The sequence below is a fragment of the Maribellus sp. YY47 genome (genome assembly GCF_023111095.1).
Classification (GTDB): Bacteria; Bacteroidota; Bacteroidia; order Bacteroidales; family Prolixibacteraceae; genus Draconibacterium.
Window position 1 is genome coordinate 123,782 of sequence record NZ_JALGYW010000014.1, and the last position, 15,629, is coordinate 139,410.

The 15,629-nt window shown below is 41.8% G+C and carries 15 protein-coding genes; 5 read left to right on the forward strand and 10 right to left on the reverse strand.

The genetic code is table 11. The features are described from left to right. Positions 1 to 17: 17 nt before the first annotated feature. The 6 genes from nqrF to MR764_RS13070 are packed head-to-tail and all read right to left on the reverse strand — an operon-like array spanning position 18 to position 5,865. Positions 18 to 1,286: an NADH:ubiquinone reductase (Na(+)-transporting) subunit F gene (gene nqrF / locus MR764_RS13045; RefSeq protein WP_247979865.1), complete on the reverse strand. Its 1,269-nt coding sequence runs from the start codon at positions 1,284 to 1,286 to the stop codon at positions 18 to 20. A 21-nt stretch (positions 1,287 to 1,307) separates the two neighbouring features. Then, positions 1,308 to 1,925, reverse strand: coding sequence for an NADH:ubiquinone reductase (Na(+)-transporting) subunit E (nqrE, locus tag MR764_RS13050; RefSeq protein WP_247979866.1), 618 nt, complete (start codon positions 1,923 to 1,925; stop codon positions 1,308 to 1,310). A 21-nt stretch (positions 1,926 to 1,946) separates the two neighbouring features. Further along, positions 1,947 to 2,591 carry an NADH:ubiquinone reductase (Na(+)-transporting) subunit D gene (locus tag MR764_RS13055; protein ID WP_247979867.1) on the reverse strand — a complete coding sequence of 215 codons (645 nt, stop codon included), beginning with the start codon at positions 2,589 to 2,591 and terminating at the stop codon, positions 1,947 to 1,949. 3 nt (positions 2,592 to 2,594) lie between these two features. Then, positions 2,595 to 3,293 carry an NADH:ubiquinone reductase (Na(+)-transporting) subunit C gene (gene nqrC, locus MR764_RS13060; protein WP_247979868.1) on the reverse strand — a complete coding sequence of 233 codons (699 nt, stop codon included), beginning with the start codon at positions 3,291 to 3,293 and terminating at the stop codon, positions 2,595 to 2,597. Positions 3,294 to 3,305: 12 nt separating this feature from the next. After that, complete coding sequence (locus tag MR764_RS13065) at positions 3,306 to 4,487, reverse strand: NADH:ubiquinone reductase (Na(+)-transporting) subunit B (protein WP_247979869.1); 1,182 nt, start codon at positions 4,485 to 4,487, stop codon at positions 3,306 to 3,308. 31 nt (positions 4,488 to 4,518) lie between these two features. After that, positions 4,519 to 5,865: a Na(+)-translocating NADH-quinone reductase subunit A gene (locus MR764_RS13070; protein ID WP_247979870.1), complete on the reverse strand. Its 1,347-nt coding sequence runs from the start codon at positions 5,863 to 5,865 to the stop codon at positions 4,519 to 4,521. A 421-nt stretch (positions 5,866 to 6,286) separates the two neighbouring features. Between MR764_RS13070 and MR764_RS13075 the strand changes: the two genes are divergently transcribed. After that, positions 6,287 to 7,573, forward strand: a complete 1,287-nt coding sequence (locus MR764_RS13075) for a DUF5103 domain-containing protein (protein WP_247979871.1) — start codon at positions 6,287 to 6,289, stop codon at positions 7,571 to 7,573. A gap of 32 nt (positions 7,574 to 7,605) precedes the next feature. Here the strand turns inward: MR764_RS13075 and MR764_RS13080 are convergent, their stop codons facing one another. Beyond that, a complete protein-coding gene (locus MR764_RS13080; RefSeq protein WP_247979872.1) occupies positions 7,606 to 9,663 on the reverse strand; it encodes an ATP-binding protein in 2,058 nt (685 codons plus the stop codon). A 360-nt stretch (positions 9,664 to 10,023) separates the two neighbouring features. Here MR764_RS13080 and pruA point away from each other — a divergent pair, with 360 nt between their 5' ends. The 3 genes from pruA to MR764_RS13095 all read left to right on the forward strand — a co-directional run bounded on the left by pruA (position 10,024) and on the right by MR764_RS13095 (position 12,746). Further along, on the forward strand, positions 10,024 to 11,661 hold the full coding sequence (pruA, locus tag MR764_RS13085; protein ID WP_247979873.1) for an L-glutamate gamma-semialdehyde dehydrogenase: 1,638 nt from the start codon (positions 10,024 to 10,026) through the stop codon (positions 11,659 to 11,661). A 102-nt stretch (positions 11,662 to 11,763) separates the two neighbouring features. Beyond that, positions 11,764 to 12,069, forward strand: a complete 306-nt coding sequence (locus tag MR764_RS13090) for a septum formation initiator family protein (protein ID WP_247979874.1) — start codon at positions 11,764 to 11,766, stop codon at positions 12,067 to 12,069. An 86-nt stretch (positions 12,070 to 12,155) separates the two neighbouring features. Beyond that, on the forward strand, positions 12,156 to 12,746 hold the full coding sequence (locus MR764_RS13095) for a YqgE/AlgH family protein (protein WP_247979875.1): 591 nt from the start codon (positions 12,156 to 12,158) through the stop codon (positions 12,744 to 12,746). Between the two features lie 119 nt (positions 12,747 to 12,865). Here the strand turns inward: MR764_RS13095 and MR764_RS13100 are convergent, their stop codons facing one another. From MR764_RS13100 to MR764_RS13110, 3 genes are all read right to left on the reverse strand, one after another. Then, a complete protein-coding gene (locus MR764_RS13100; protein WP_247979876.1) occupies positions 12,866 to 13,153 on the reverse strand; it encodes a co-chaperone GroES in 288 nt (95 codons plus the stop codon). A gap of 231 nt (positions 13,154 to 13,384) precedes the next feature. Next, positions 13,385 to 13,891: a thioredoxin domain-containing protein gene (locus tag MR764_RS13105; protein WP_247979877.1), complete on the reverse strand. Its 507-nt coding sequence runs from the start codon at positions 13,889 to 13,891 to the stop codon at positions 13,385 to 13,387. Positions 13,892 to 13,903: 12 nt separating this feature from the next. After that, positions 13,904 to 14,482, reverse strand: coding sequence for a thioredoxin family protein (locus MR764_RS13110; protein ID WP_247979878.1), 579 nt, complete (start codon positions 14,480 to 14,482; stop codon positions 13,904 to 13,906). 165 nt (positions 14,483 to 14,647) lie between these two features. Here MR764_RS13110 and MR764_RS13115 point away from each other — a divergent pair, with 165 nt between their 5' ends. Further along, positions 14,648 to 15,355 carry a NigD-like C-terminal domain-containing protein gene (locus MR764_RS13115; protein ID WP_247979879.1) on the forward strand — a complete coding sequence of 236 codons (708 nt, stop codon included), beginning with the start codon at positions 14,648 to 14,650 and terminating at the stop codon, positions 15,353 to 15,355. The last annotated feature ends 274 nt before the right edge of the window (positions 15,356 to 15,629 follow it).

A 15,629-nucleotide genomic window follows, 5' to 3' on the forward strand; every position in this document is an offset into this window, starting at 1 on the left:
GAAATACTTTTTCTGAATTAGCTTCCGAAATCGTCAAATAAAACGTTTTCAGTCGGAACCCCCAGATCGTAAAGCATTTTCTGCACAGCGTCGTTCATCATTGGCGGACCACACATGTAGAAATCGATTTCTTCTGGTTCTTCATGCTGTCTCAGGTAATTGTCGTAAATCACCTGGTGAACAAATCCTGTTTTGTAAGTAATTCCTAATTCATCGGCTGCCGGATCGGGACGGTCAAGCGCCAGGTGGAACTCAAAATTCGGGAAATTCTTCTCTATTTCACGGAACTGATCGTAGTAAAATACTTCTTTCCACGAACGTGCACCGTACCAGAAAGTAACTTTCTTTTTGCTTTCCTTTACGGTATGAAACAGGTGGAACAAATGTGAACGCATTGGAGCCATACCGGCACCACCGCCTACAAACATCATTTCGCTGTCGTTGTCTTTCAGGAAGAATTCCCCGTAAGGACCCGAAACAGTTACTTTGTCGCCCGGTTTCAGATTGAAAATGTATGAGGAACAAACTCCAGGATTAACTTTCTTAAAGCCATTGCTGACACGGTCGAAAGGTGGAGTGGCAATACGAATGTTCAACATTACGATGTTGCCTTCGGCAGGGTGGTTGGCCATTGAGTAAGCACGGAAAGTTGGTTCCGGGTTTTTCATTTTCAGGTCAAACATGCCGAATTTTTCCCATTCATCACGGAATCTTTCTTCGATGTCCATATCCTTGAAGTCAACATCCACTTTCGGAACGTCGATCTGGATGTATCCACCCGATTTGAAATCCAGTGTTTCGCCTTCAGGAAGTTTAACCACGAATTCTTTGATGAAAGTAGCCACGTTCTTGTTCGAAACCACTGTGCACTCCCATTTTTTAACACCAAGAATTTCCTGGTGCATATGGATCTTCATGTCTTCCTTCACTTTTACCTGGCAACCAAGTCTCCAGTGGTCGTTTTGTTCTTTACGCGTAAAGAAACCGGTTTCGGTTGGAAGAATTGAACCACCGCCTTCAATTACCTGACAACGGCACATTCCGCATGTACCCCCTCCGCCACAAGCAGAAGGAAGAAGCACTTTATTGTTTCCAAGCGTACTTAAAAGTGTAGCTCCCGGTTCAGCTTCCAGTGCCAGATATCCGTCGTTAATATCGATTTTTACAGTTCCCGAGGGAGTCAGTTTTTTCTTGACATATAGCAAGATGGCAACCAGAAGTATAATAACAGTGAGGAAAACCACTACACTGGTAAGAACTACGGTTGTTGTTGATAGTACTATCATTGTTCGTTGATTTATTCTGTTCTACAATTTAATACCCATGAATCCCATGAATGCCATCCCCATCAAACCGGTAACAATGAAGGTGATTCCCAGTCCGCGCAACGGAGCAGGTACGTTTGAGTATTCGATTTTTTCACGGATAGCTGCAATTCCAATAATAGCGAGGAACCAGCCCACTCCCGATCCTAAACCGTATACCGAAGCTTCACCAATGTTCACGAATTCTTTTTGCTGCATGAATAATGAACCTCCAAGGATCGCACAGTTTACCGCGATCAACGGAAGGAAAATACCCAATTGGTTGTACAGCGCGGGAGCAAATTTTTCAACTATCATTTCCACCAGTTGAACCATTGCCGCGATAACAGCGATAAACATGATAAATGAAAGGAAGCTAAGGTCAACATCAGCAAATGCGGGACTTAGCCAGGTTAAAGCGCCTTCTTTTAAAACTTTAGTTTCAAGCAGGTAGTTCACCGGAAGAGTGATACCCAGAACGAAAATTACTGCGATTCCAAGACCGGCAGCTGTACTTACTTTTTTCGATACAGCCAGGTAAGAACACATGCCCAGAAAGTAGGCAAATACCATGTTCTCGATAAAAATCGACTTGATAAATAGATTTATATAATGTTCCATAATACTCCTTTTTTGGCCTTGTTAATTCTCAATTAATTTGCGGTTTTTGCTACGCTGAACCCAAATGATAACTCCTACGGTGATCAAAGCCATCGGAGGGAGAATCATCATACCGTTGTTGGCATAGGACCCACCATTGGTAATGTACAAGCTTTCGGGAATGACACGGAATCCGAAAACAGTTCCCGATCCAAGTAATTCGCGGAAGAAAGCTACGATGATTAGAATAGCAGCATAACCTGCTCCGTTACCAATACCATCGAGGAATGATTGCCACGGGCGGTTACCCAAGGCAAATGCTTCCAGACGTCCCATCAGGATACAGTTGGTAATGATCAAACCAACAAATACCGATAACTGCTTGCTTACGTCGTAAACATAGGCTTTCAGTACCTGGTCAACCAGGATTACCAGCGCTGCTACAACTACAAGTTGTACGATGATTCGGATACGGTTAGGGATAGTATTTCTAATCAGCGAGATGATCACGTTTGCGAAAGCCAGTACTGCGGTAACCGAAATGGCCATAACCACAGCAGGTTTTAGCTGTGCTGTTACTGCCAGCGCCGAACAAATACCCAGTACCTGCACGGTAATCGGGTTACTGTTATTCAGCGGATCAGATAACAGTTTTAAATTTTTCTTTGAAAATAATGGTTCGCTCATGGCTTAAGATTTTTTCTTTTTTAAGAATTCTTCATATCTGGTAAAGTCGTCAAGGAGCATTTTTTCCAAACCTTTGCTGGTGATGGTACCTCCCGAGATACCGTCCACTTTGTGATCGGCGGGCGCTTCCTGTCCAACTTTCGCAACGATAATGGAAACCAGTTGATCTTTGTCGTCAAAAAGTTTCTTACCCACAAATTGTTTTTCGAATACCGAAGTTGAAATTTCGGCACCTAATCCGGGAGTTTCACCCTGATGGTCGAAGTTGGCACCGTAGATGGTGTTCATGTCTTCGTTCAAGGCAATAAAACCCCAAATTGGGCCCCAAAGACCTGTTCCGCGTAACGGAAGCACGTATTTTACTCCTTCGTCTGTTTTGCATTCGAAAACCGGCAAACGCATTTGGTCGGCTGCTTTAGCGTATTCTTTTTTGAGGTCGGTATTAAACGCATTGCCTTCAACCTGGTCGCCGCTAACATTTACCACATATTCGTTTACTATCTTATCAGCATAAATTTTTTCGGCATCAGCAGCTGTACTTTCAATATTTACTGACGCCAAAATGCTTTGCTTTTTCTCAATCTCTACGTTTCTGACTTGTTTCGGCTTAAGCGCCATTGCAACGGAAGCCAGAATAGCAGCAACCAGGATTACCATAATCGCTGCGTACATAACTGTATAAGTATTACCGTTTCTGTTCATGATCTGTAATTTTTAAGCAGTTTGACCTTTAACGGTGGCACGTTTCAGTCTGCGTTTAATATTGCTCTGAACAACGTAATGGTCGATCAGCGGAGCGAAAGTGTTCATTAGCAGAATGGCAAGCATCATTCCTTCCGGATATGCAGGGTTGATCACGCGGATCAGTACCGCCAGAATACCGATAAGGAAACCATAGATCCACTTTCCTGTTTGTGTTTGTGACGCTGATACCGGATCAGTTGTCATAAAAATAGCACCAAACATAAAACCACCCAGAATGAGGTGATGCCAGAAAGGAATTCCGAAGAATACCTGGTTGGCTTCAGAGAGGGCAGAGCTGTCTGCAAAAGCATTTAAGATAAGTCCCATAACTGCGCCACCGGCAATGGTTGAAAGCATGATTCTCCAGCTTCCGATTCCGGTGATAATAAGAAAAACTGCACCGATTAAAATAGCCAGTGTTGACGTTTCACCGATCGATCCGGGGATCAAACCGAAGAAGGCATCTGATGCTGTATAGGAAATCGTTCCGGCGGCAGCATCTCCGAGCGGCGTGGCGCAGGTAATGGCATCGGCCGTTTGACTGCCCGCTACCCAAACTTTGATACCTGACATTTGTGCCGGATAAGCAAAGAAAAGGAAAGCACGTGCAACAAGTGCCGGGTTCCAGATGTTCATTCCGGTTCCGCCAAATACTTCTTTACCAATGATAACTGCAAAAGCGGTTGCTACGGCAATCATCCAAAGCGGAGTTTCAATTGGCATTACCAAGGGAATAAGCATCCCCGAAACCAGAAATCCTTCCTGAATTTCGTGGCCGCGAATTTGTGCAAACACAAACTCAATTCCCAAACCAACAGCGTACGAAACGATGATGATCGGAAGAACTTTTATTAATCCGAACACGAAAATTTCAAAAAAACCGGTCGAAGCCAGTTCCCCGATGACTTTGTAGTGTTGGTACCCGGTGTTGAACATTCCCATAAGAATGGCCGGAACCAGCGACAACACAACAATCGACATGGTACGCTTCAGATCTATGTAATCGTGAATGTGCGCACCGGTCTTCGATGTGGTTTTTGGTGTGTATAAGAATGTAAAGAATCCGTCGTGAACAGACTGAAGCCAATGATATTTGCCCCCTTTCTGAACCAGCGGTTCTGTTCTTTCGAAAAAGTTTTTTATAAATTTCATCTTAAAAAGACTAAATGATTACATGTAAAAATTAACCAAGCTCTTTAATCATGGTGTTAATACCATCGCGAATAATTTTTTGCACTTCAATTTTCGATGTACACGCATATTCGCAAAGGGCCAGATCTTCTTCAATAACTTCGTAGATACCCAGCTGTTCCATTTTGTCGATATCGTTAACCAATACAGCTTTCAGCAAGTGCACCGGAAGAATATCCATCGGAACCAGCTTTTCATACTGTCCCGACATTACAAAAGCACGTTCACCACCATGCATGTTTGCATTGATTGTGTACTCTTTTTTAGGGAACAGTTTTGAAACGAAGGTTTTTGAAGCTGTGAATTTGTCGGCTCCGGGTGTGGCCCATCCTACAAATTCATATTCGTCACCTTCAGGGATCACGGTCACCATCGAATCATAGAATCCCAGGTATTGCTGAGGACCTACTTTTGTTCCGGTGAGCACATTTCCGCTGATGATGCGCAAATGATAACTGGCTTCTACCAATCTTTCCTGTACCAGTGAGGCAACGGGAGCGCCTACCAGCGTTTGGTAATATTTGGGTGCAGCAACTTCAGAACCCGCAAGTGCTACAATTCGGCTGAAATCTACACTTCCGGTTTCAAAAAGGCGACCGATAAACAGTACATCCTGTGCATTAACCGTCCATACTACTTCTCCTTTGTTCAGCGGCTTGGTATTGGCGATCTGAACACCAACGTTACCGGCCGGATGCGGACCTTCGAATGTGTTGATCACTACATTTTTTACTCCGGTAAATGCCGAATCCTTATTAACTCCCAGGTAAACTTTACCCTCGGTAAGTTTTGCAAGGGCATTTACTCCGGTCTGGAACGTAGCAAGCTGTCCGTTGATCACAAAATTGTAATCGGGTGCCAGTGGCGCCGTGTCAAATGTTGAAATGTAAATCGACAATGGTTTCTGATTCGGAGATGCAATCACTCCGTACGGCCGTTTTTTTATAAATGGCCATAAACCACTTTTCAGTAACTGCTCTTTTACCTCTTCTCCCGACAAGCTGCTGGGATCTGCTTTTTTAAACGAAGCGGAACCTGCGTCTTTGTCTGTTTCAATAACCACTTCCAAAATTTTACGACGCTCACCACGGTTGATAGAAACTACTTTACCGCCATAAGGAGCAGTAAAGACAATTTCAGGGTGGTATTTATCGTAAAAAAGTGCATCACCCGCCTTTACAACGGCATCGGCTTTAACACTGAGTTTTGGAGTAAGTCCGGGAAAATCGGTTGGTTTCAGAGCGACTGTTGCCGGGACCGGCAATTTTTCGAGTACTTTTTCAGCACTGCCTTTCAGCTTGATGTTCAGCCCTTTTTTTAACCTAATCACTTCTGACATATTGATTTAAGACTAAGATTTATTTCAGGATGGCAAAAGTAATAATTAATTGCTGTTAGACAATGCCAAACGCTAAAGAGTTGTTATCAAAGTATGTGAATATATTAATAGTTGGGTTCTTTTGTGAAAGTTTCAATAAATCAGTGTAGTTACGATCCCGTTAGCGATAAATAGGACTTCAGATTAAATTAACATTTTTCAGCTAAATTTATTTTGGATTGTATTTTTGCATACTTAGTGACACCATTTGAATTACATAAATTTGACCTGTGTTGGCCGGAACTAATTATGATATTGTTTTTTTTGATTTGATTGCAACGGAGTACAACAGTTTGTTGTTTGAAACGTTTGAATTTTACCAAATTTGTACACAATTTCTTTTCCGCTTCGGTTTTGAGGTGGCTTTAAAAAAGGACTAAAAATGAGAAAAATCCTGATTTTGACGATAGGGTGGTTGAGCCTGGCGACTTTTGTGAATGCACAAAACGACGATTTCTATTACGAAACAGCTGTTTTCAAGGAAGAAATAAAATCGGCAAAAATGTTTCGCGAGGGCTTTGTTTTGTCCAATCCGGTATTGGGATTAAATGAAGATCAACGGCTTGTGATGAAATTTGACGACCTTTCGTCCGATGTAAAAGATTACTATTACACCATTATTCATTGCGATGCCGATTGGAAAGAGAGCTTTATAACACAGCCCGATTATCTTGATGGTTTTCTGGAAAATCCGGTGGACGATTATGCCAAATCGTTTAATACAACCTTCGATTATTTCAATTATCAGATTGTATTGCCTAACGAACAGGTGAGATTCAAAGTGTCCGGGAATTATGTATTGGTAGTGTTCGAAGATAACGACAAGGAAAATGTGGTACTAACACAGCGGTTTCATATTTACGAAGATGCAGTAGGTATTGAAGGAACTGTTCGGCGGGCAACTACCGATGCGTTTAAGGGCGAAAGCCAGGAGGTTGATTTTACCATTAACCACCCGAATGTGCCGATTCTGAATCCACGGGATGAAGTAAAAGTGGTGATCATGCAAAATTACCGCTGGGACAATGCCATTAAAGATTTAAAGCCGCTTTATATCCGCGAAGGCCAGTTGGTTTATGATTATAGCCGCGAAAATGTTTTCAAGGCAGGAAACGAATTCCGGTATTTCGATATCCGGTCGAACCGGCTGAATGGTGAGAATGTACTTTCAACCGATTTTTTCCGTCCGTATTATCATAAAACACTCAAAACAGATGAAATAAGAGCCAACAAAAAGTTTTTTCCCTACAAGGAAATGAATGGAAAATATTCGATTGAAAGTCAGGATCAGGAAGTACGCGATTACGATACGGAATGCGATTATGAGTTTGTACATTTTAGTTTGCCCATGGAATCTCCGCTGGTTGGGGGAAGCGTAAATGTTTTTGGGGCACTTACGCAATGGAACGCCAATAAGGGAAATGAAATGACTTACAATTTTGATAACAGTACTTACGAACTGACACTCTTGTTAAAACAGGGATATTATAATTTTTGTTATGTGTATGTTCCCCGGGGAGCTTATGTAGCCGATCATACAAATATTGAAGGGAGTTTTTGGGAAACAGAGAATGATTACCAGATTTTTGTTTATTACCGCGACATTGCCGGTCGTTACGACCGTTTGGTGGGCTACCGTCAGTTAAATTCTACAGTGAATCGCTACTAGTGATTAATACTCTGACGTTTCGTATTAAAGAATCAGCTGACAATTCTCATGTAGCCCTGACCTTCACTAAAAGGTATGGCAAACCAGAATTGACTTCCCTGCCCGAGCGTTGAATCAAACTCAAGTTCGCCTCCCAAAAGAGCAACATAATGTTGGGCAATTGGTAGCCCGATACCTGAACCGGAAGTGCTTTGGTTGACAACATTGGGAACCCGGTAGAAACGGCTGAAAATGTTTTCGAACTCCTCTTTTGGAATACCAATGCCGGTGTCGGTAACCACAAATTTTACGAATTCGTTCCGGATCATTTCGTATCCGATGGTTACGGTGCCTTTGCTGGTGTATTTTAAGGCGTTATCGAGTAAAATGCTTAGCGCCTCTTTCAGCAGTTGATTGTCGGTACTAAAACCAAATTCCGGATTGTGAACATCCAGATTCATCCGAATCCGAACATCTTTTGAATCGGGAATGTGCGGTGCAAATTGGTTGTAAATGTCACGGATAAGACCGTTCACCCGGCAAAACGAATGCCTGACTTCGATCGCCTCAGTTTCAATTTTTGAAAGATGGATCGTATTGTCGATCATGTTCAGCAGCTGTTTGCCGTTTTCGGTAATCGCGTCAGTCAGTTCCAGCCGGTCGCCTTGCTCCATTTCAGCATCCGACAGCATTCGGGTGAAATTGGTAATAATGTTCATTGGGGTTCTTATCTCGTGCGATAAGTTGGCCAGGAAAGCAGATTTCAACCGGTCAGATTCTTCGGCTCGTTTCAAAGCTTTTTCGAGTTTGAATTCGGCTGTTTTGCGTTTTGTAATGTCGCGGGCAACCGAGATCACCGAATTGGCATTTAGTTTGGCAAGCCGCATTTCAAACAGGAAAGTTCCGTTGGGCGTATTTAGCGAATATTCAATGCTCTCGATGGAATTGGTACGGATACAATTTTGAATACAGGCGTAAACTTTATTGGCCAGGTTTTCAGGAAAACCCGTATTGAAAATAGAGCTGCCGATAATATTGGCATCTTCCACTTTAAACAAATCACTTTCTTTAATCACAAAGTCTTCGTAAACACCGTCTTTGTCGATCACAAAGAAGATGTCGGGAATGGCTTCCAGTAGTACCTTGTATCGCCTTTTGGCGGTTTCCAGTTCTGCCATTTTCTTCTTTGCTTTTGTGATGTCCTCAAAAATCAGGTAATAAAGATTGTAACTTGGATTTATGACATGAATCTTAAACCATTTGTCGATGTGTAAAGCCTGAATTTCTGAAATTCCCTTCCGGTTAAACAAAACAGTCTTGTTAACATCGAGTTTTCCTTTAAATATAAGGTTAAATACATAGTCGGCGTCTTGTCCCTGTACTTCGTGCAGGTTGAGCTTGAATGTGGATTCAAACGCATTGTTTACTTTATCAATAACCAACCGTACTACATTGCCTCCTTCGTCCCGTTCGGCCGAAATACGGGATATAAGAAAAGTAGAATTCTGAATGACACGGTTGAGACTGACCGTTTGTCGTTGCAAGGTATCCTTTAATCGCTCGATTACGTTGTTGAAACGCCGGCGGAGGTAGAATGTTGGCAGGAAAAAGGCCAGGAAAACAAAAAACGGATTGGTAACTACCGGGTCAAAATAAGTAAAGGAATCCACCAGGTGGTCGCCCTGGAATAACTGGAAGCCGATTGTTATAACTGACATTAAAAAATACAGCAGAATTTTACCGTCGTTGTTCGAAAAGAAATACAGGAAAACCAATCCCGCAATTAGCCACCAGGTTGATAAATGTACGGTTTCGATAGGGGGCAGGTGTACACTGAATTCCGATATATAATAACCATACAGAAACACCGGAACAAGAAAAATCATGTTAATGGCACACTTGTTTTTACCATTTAGTACACACACTACACCTAAAAGAGAAACGGTCAGTAAGAGTAAATCACAAATCAGACATATTGTAGCATCGGGCAGGAAAAAATGACTTATCAAAATAGCAAAAGCCAGTCCACCGATGATGCTCCAGATCATCAGCAGATGGAACAGCTGCTTTTGCCGAACCTCCGGTAAAGCAGCCCAAAACCTTTCACTCAATATTTTAGCTAATCTCTTTAACAATAAGGTAAAGGTATTAAAAATGTCTTAAATGACATTCGGAAGAATTTTATTTCGCTAATATATAATTTCCGTTGGTGAAAAAGCAGATTTCCTGATTTTGATGTGTTGTCGCGCATTTTGCAGGGGCTCTTTTGAGATTGGGCCAAAAACTAAAAAATACTTGTTTGTCTGAAGTTTATCTTTCTGGAAAATAGGGCTTTGTGTGGTATCTGGTTGGTTTTTAATTTGTTATTGGTTGATGTTTTTTGAAAGCCCTGATTTTTGTTATGATTTTAGCGGAGTTCATTTTATAGTTTTGTTGCGAAGAAAGGAATTTAGTATTAAAAGTATAGAATTATGCCAAAAGGAATTTTTAATGTACCGGTTGCAAAAAATGAACCGGTTTTAAGTTACGCTCCCGGATCTCCGGAGAGAAGAGAACTGCAGGCAAAGTTAGCTGAGTTGCGTTCAGAGGAAATTGATCAGCCAATGATTATTGGCGGAAAAGAAGTTTATACTGATCGTAAGGTTAGGATGTTCCCGCCTCACGAAATCAATCATACTTTGGGGTATTTTAACCAGGGCGATGCATCTCATGTTGAGATGGCCATTGATGCGGCATTGCTTGCCCGCGAAAAATGGGCGAATATGTCGTGGCAGCACCGTGCTTCCATTTTTCTGAAAGCCGCCGATCTGCTTTCGGGGCCGTATCGCGCAAAGATCAATGCAGCTACCATGCTGGGGCAGTCAAAAAATGCTTTTCAGGCCGAGATTGACGCTGCCTGCGAATTGGCCGACTTCTTCCGTTTTGGAGTTCAGGTGATGACCGACATCTACAAAATTCAACCCGAATCTGCCAAAGGAATGTGGAACTACAACGAATACCGTCCATTGGAAGGATTTGTATACGCATTAACGCCTTTCAACTTTACTTCTATTGCCGGTAACCTTCCTGCTGCACCTGCAATGATGGGTAACGTAGCGGTTTGGAAGCCTTCAAAAACTGCTGTTTATTCAGCCGGAGTAATTATGGAAATTTTCCAGGAAGCCGGATTGCCTGATGGCGTAATTAACCTGGTTTTTGCTTCAGGCCCGACTGCTGCCGATGTAGTGCTTACGCATCCTGAATTTGCAGGAATTCACTTCACCGGTTCAACCGGAGTGTTCCAAAGCATCTGGAAAAAAATCGGTGAGAACATTTACAAATACAAGTCATACCCAAGAATCGTTGGTGAGACCGGTGGTAAAGATTTCATTTTTGCCGACAATACCGTTAACAAACGCGCACTGGCTATTGCCATGTTGCGTGGTGCGTTCGAATACCAGGGACAAAAATGTTCTGCGGCTTCGCGGGTTTATATCCCGGAAAGTATCTGGCCGGAAGTAAAAGAAATTTTTGGCGCTGAACTGGCTACTGTAAAAATGGGACCGCCCGAAGATTTTACCAATTTTATCAATGCCGTTATCGACGAGGCTTCATTCGACAAATTGAAAAGCTTCATCGATGCTGCGCGTGAAGACGAAGATGCAGAGGTAATTTTTGGTGGTAACTGTGATAAATCGGTGGGTTATTTTATTGAGCCAACTGTTATTCTTGCAAAAAAGCCTGACTACATTACCATGCAGGAAGAACTGTTCGGTCCGGTGCTGACAGTTTATGTTTACGAAGATGAGAAGATGGATGAAACACTTGCCATTCTGGATAAAACTTCGATTTATGCTTTAACAGGCGCTGTAATGTCGCAGGATCGTTACAATATTGAGAAGATTACCAAACGCCTTGAAAACGCTGCAGGTAACTTCTATATCAACGATAAACCGACCGGAGCAGTAGTGGGGCAGCAGCCATTCGGAGGTGCACGCGGTTCGGGTACCGACGACAAAGCAGGATCAATCTTTAATTTCCTGCGCTGGACTTCAATCCGGACCATTAAGGAAACTTTTGTTCCGCCGATGAATTACACTTATCCGAACTTTCAACCGGATAACGAATAAAACATACCAACTTTAAGTTGTTCATAAAGGGGAGCTGAATTATTCAGTTCCTCTTTTTTTTGATACAAACGATACTTATTTTTGTGCATCAATTGGTTTTAAATGATAAAAGAACTGTTAAAATCGGGTGCATCTAAGATTTTGGGCAATAAGTATTTAATTGCGTCAATTGTATTTCTGGTCTGGATCCTGTTTTTCGATGAAAACAGTATTTCACGTCATTTAAAAGACCGACGACAACTCAGTGAACTCGTTCAGCAAAAGGCCTATTACCAGGAGCGCATTGCTGCCGATAAACAAAAATTCGAAGACCTTCACAAGGGAAAAGCCGAGCTCGAAAAATTTGCGCGGGAACAATATTATATGTCAAAACCCGACGAAGATGTTTTTGTAATTGTAGAGGAATAGAACAATTTTCCGGCCCGCCTGTTTCTTGTCTTTAAGAATATTCAACTATTTGATGCATAGTAATATTTTCTTATATTGCTTATAGAATGGCTAGTAAACTTGACATATTCAAAATTAGAACGAACAACGTTGCACCTCAGAAAGGGCGGATTCTTATTGCTGAACCTTTCTTGTCGGGCAATTATTTTAACCGCTCGGTAGTGTTGTTGGTGTCGTACAGCGAGAAAGGCGCTGTGGGATTTATTTTGAATAAAAAAGTTGAATTCCCCATTCAGGAGGCATTTCCAGATTTTCCTGATTTTGATACCCAGATGTTCCTGGGAGGGCCGGTGGCTACCGATTCGATTTACTTTATTCACCAACTTGGCGATCGTATTCCGGGAAGTATTCATGTAATGGATAACCTGTATTGGGGAGGTGATTTCGATGCCATAAAGAAAGAAATCAGACAGGGAACCATTCATTCTTCCGAAATTCGCTTCTTCCTCGGTTATTCGGGCTGGGATGCCGGTCAGCTGGAAGAAGAGTTAAAAGACGATTCGTGGCTGGTGACCGATGTTGACCAGGAAGCCGTGATGGGAGAGATGGACCCGAATTCGTGGTTTAGCTTTGTTAAAAAAGCCGGTGACCGTTATTCCGTCTGGAAGAACTTCCCCGAGAATCCCTCGATGAATTAGATTCTGAAAACCTTTCAATAATCCAAACAAAAAGCCGATCCATAATTGCAACGGAACGGCTTCGTTTGTCGATATATTAAAAAAATGTTTTGGCAGAACCTGTAAAATCCTGAATTCAGCTAAATCGATTCGGTCAATACAACTTTCGACAGGATTTCGGAATACGGCAGCAACAAGTATTTTTTCCCGTTGAAGTCGATTTCGGTACCCGCATACCTTTTGTAAAGAACCTCGTCACCAGGTGCTATTTCCGCATTTTCGATGGTACTAATTGCGACAACTTTTGCCACTTCTTGTTTCTCTTTTGCAGAATCAGGAATAATAATCCCGGAAGCCGTTGTTTGTTCCGATTTGTCTTCGGTCAGCTCCAACAACACATTTTGGTTAATAGGCTGTAATTCTTTCATTTTACACGTTATTTTAAAAATTAAACCATTAGTTAATCTACATCCGCTTAGTTATCACAAATCTTGTATTGAGTAACAATTACTGTTTTCCTTGTTGCTTGTTGACCTGAAAATATAACTCACCCTGATTGAAACTGCGTTCCAATCGTCCCTCTCTTCGTGAAGAGAGGGAATGAGGGAGAGTTCATTCAATCAAATATAACCGTTGTGGTATCAATTCAGATAGCGTAATTAGTTATTTGCCAAAAGCAATTTATCAATGTTTTGTGCAAACATTTTCTTTGTATCCTCTTTGGTACGTGCAATTCCAGAGGTCATCGTGGGTTTTCCGCTCATCGGGATGTAGAGAAATGCAGGAATTCCACTTACTCCAAAAACGGCTGCCAGTTCGCGTTCTACCTGGGTGTCGATTTTATAAACCTGAACTTTTCCGTGATAATCTTTTGCAATTTCCTCTAAAATGGGAGCGGCAATTTTACACGGACCACACCAGTCGGCATAAAAGTCGATAAGCGCCGGTTTGTCGCCTTTAAATTTCCATTCTTTGGGCGAAGCTTCATAATCCCACACTTTTTCAAGGAACATGGCTTTGGTCAGCTTTACGCTGCCACCTTCTTCTGACACTGAACTAACGGCCGGTTTTTCACCACTGTTTTTGTTCTCCGATTTCGCCTGGCAATTGCTAAATCCCAAAAGGATGCCCCCGACGACTAAAAAGCTTAAAAATGTTTTTTTCATTGTATTTTGTATTTAATTAATTTCCAGTAAACGATTTATTTTTGCTTTGTCAAATCCCACCACCATTTGTCCGTTTATTTCGGTTTGCGGAACTCCCTGCTGGCCGCTTTTCTGCATCATTCGCATCGCTGCATCCTGATCTGCTGCTACGTTAATCTCGCGGTATGCAATTCCATTTTCCTGAAAATGTCGCTTTACTGCCGTACACCAGCTGCAGGTTGGTGTGGTGTAGACAATTACGTTTTTCACGGCTTTCGAAGTTACATTTTCTTTCGAAACGGTGCCGATATGCTCAACGATGTTTTTGTATTGAGCCGTAAGCTGGCAACCCTTTACTGTGTTTTTCAATTTCCCCCGTTCAAAACTCAGCAGGGTGGGAACGCTGTTGATCCCAAATTCCTGATGGATGTCGCGAACCGTATTTACATCTGTAACACACAATGTTTTATCTTTTACTTCAGAAGAAAGTGCAGCAAAATTTCGGTAGGCACAATCACTTTGATCTGAACCTTTCTTCATTAACAAAAGCCAAAGGTTTTCGTTCCCGGCCAGTTCATTTTTTAGCGAATTAAAGGAATCAATTTCTTTCATATGACAAATATATGTAAAAATCTAGATGTGTGCATACAATTGTCGTGCCAAGGATTTAGCTGAACTTTTGTCTGCCCAAATGAGTATTTCACAGATTTTTTTTCAGGCACGCAACCTTTTTGTCATGAAATAAATCTTGGTACTGTGAATAAATATTAAAGAGTGATGAAGAAAATAGCATTTGGTTTATTGATCGCTATGAGCGTGATGCTGGTATCCTGCTTCGATGATGATGACGGATACTCGGTGGGAAATTATTGGATTGGTTTTGGAATTTTGCAGGAAGAGGATGGAGTTTCGGTTTTTGCGATGGATGATCATATAAAACTTAAACCCCTTGGCTGGAGTCATAACTCGGGATGGAATGACGAATATACGCCCGGATCGCGTGTGTTGGTCAACTATACTGTACTGGGCGACGATGCCGATGAAAACGGAGATATCTCCACTTATTTTGTCAGGGTAAACGAAATCCGCAAAATTCTGAAAAAGGGTATCCTGGAGCTTACCCCTGAAAATGCCGACAGTATTGGGAATGATCCGATTATTGTGGAAGATGTATGGGTGACCGACAGTTTGCTGAATTTTCAGTTAAAATACTGGGGTTACCAAAAAATTCATTTTTTGAATTTAGTCGAAAATCCCGACAATACTTCGTCAGAGGAAGGGACCGTGAAATTGGAATTGCGTCATAATGCAAACGACGACGATTTGACTTATCCTTATTCTGCGTTTGTTTCATTCAACCTGAATGAATTACGTATGGAAGGTCGCGATTCAATTCGGGTAGAAGTGATTTCAACAGACTATGACGATGTTGATCATACCTACAAAAAAGTGTTTAATTACGCTAACCTCGAATTGCCCGAATAATAAAAACGATTATTACAAAAGTTTGTATTTACTGAGAGGCGCCGGCTGGTGCCTCTTTTTTTGTGAATGTCAATTTTTAAAAATATCCAATTCTCAATTTCGAAGGTAAAATATCCAACAAAATCCGGAAAATCGGATATTGGGAATTCTACATTGGATGTTTTGAATTAAAAACAAATTCCGCATAGAAGTAAACAGCTGCACTTTCATTTCTGCAGGTGATTTTTTGAAATCATGATTGTTTTGTTTGGAATAGTGGTACTTGTCATTGCTA

Coding starts and splice junctions, on each gene's coding strand:
- nqrF (WP_247979865.1), bottom strand. CDS start 1,286: ATGATAGTACTATCAACAACAACCGTAGTTCTTACCAGTGTAGTGGTT.
- nqrE (WP_247979866.1), bottom strand. CDS start 1,925: ATGGAACATTATATAAATCTATTTATCAAGTCGATTTTTATCGAGAAC.
- MR764_RS13055 (WP_247979867.1), bottom strand. CDS start 2,591: ATGAGCGAACCATTATTTTCAAAGAAAAATTTAAAACTGTTATCTGAT.
- nqrC (WP_247979868.1), bottom strand. CDS start 3,293: ATGAACAGAAACGGTAATACTTATACAGTTATGTACGCAGCGATTATG.
- MR764_RS13065 (WP_247979869.1), bottom strand. CDS start 4,487: ATGAAATTTATAAAAAACTTTTTCGAAAGAACAGAACCGCTGGTTCAG.
- MR764_RS13070 (WP_247979870.1), bottom strand. CDS start 5,865: ATGTCAGAAGTGATTAGGTTAAAAAAAGGGCTGAACATCAAGCTGAAA.
- MR764_RS13075 (WP_247979871.1), top strand. CDS start 6,287: ATGAGAAAAATCCTGATTTTGACGATAGGGTGGTTGAGCCTGGCGACT.
- pruA (WP_247979873.1), top strand. CDS start 10,024: ATGCCAAAAGGAATTTTTAATGTACCGGTTGCAAAAAATGAACCGGTT.
- MR764_RS13090 (WP_247979874.1), top strand. CDS start 11,764: ATGATAAAAGAACTGTTAAAATCGGGTGCATCTAAGATTTTGGGCAAT.
- MR764_RS13095 (WP_247979875.1), top strand. CDS start 12,156: ATGGCTAGTAAACTTGACATATTCAAAATTAGAACGAACAACGTTGCA.
- MR764_RS13100 (WP_247979876.1), bottom strand. CDS start 13,153: ATGAAAGAATTACAGCCTATTAACCAAAATGTGTTGTTGGAGCTGACC.
- MR764_RS13105 (WP_247979877.1), bottom strand. CDS start 13,891: ATGAAAAAAACATTTTTAAGCTTTTTAGTCGTCGGGGGCATCCTTTTG.
- MR764_RS13110 (WP_247979878.1), bottom strand. CDS start 14,482: ATGAAAGAAATTGATTCCTTTAATTCGCTAAAAAATGAACTGGCCGGG.
- MR764_RS13115 (WP_247979879.1), top strand. CDS start 14,648: ATGAAGAAAATAGCATTTGGTTTATTGATCGCTATGAGCGTGATGCTG.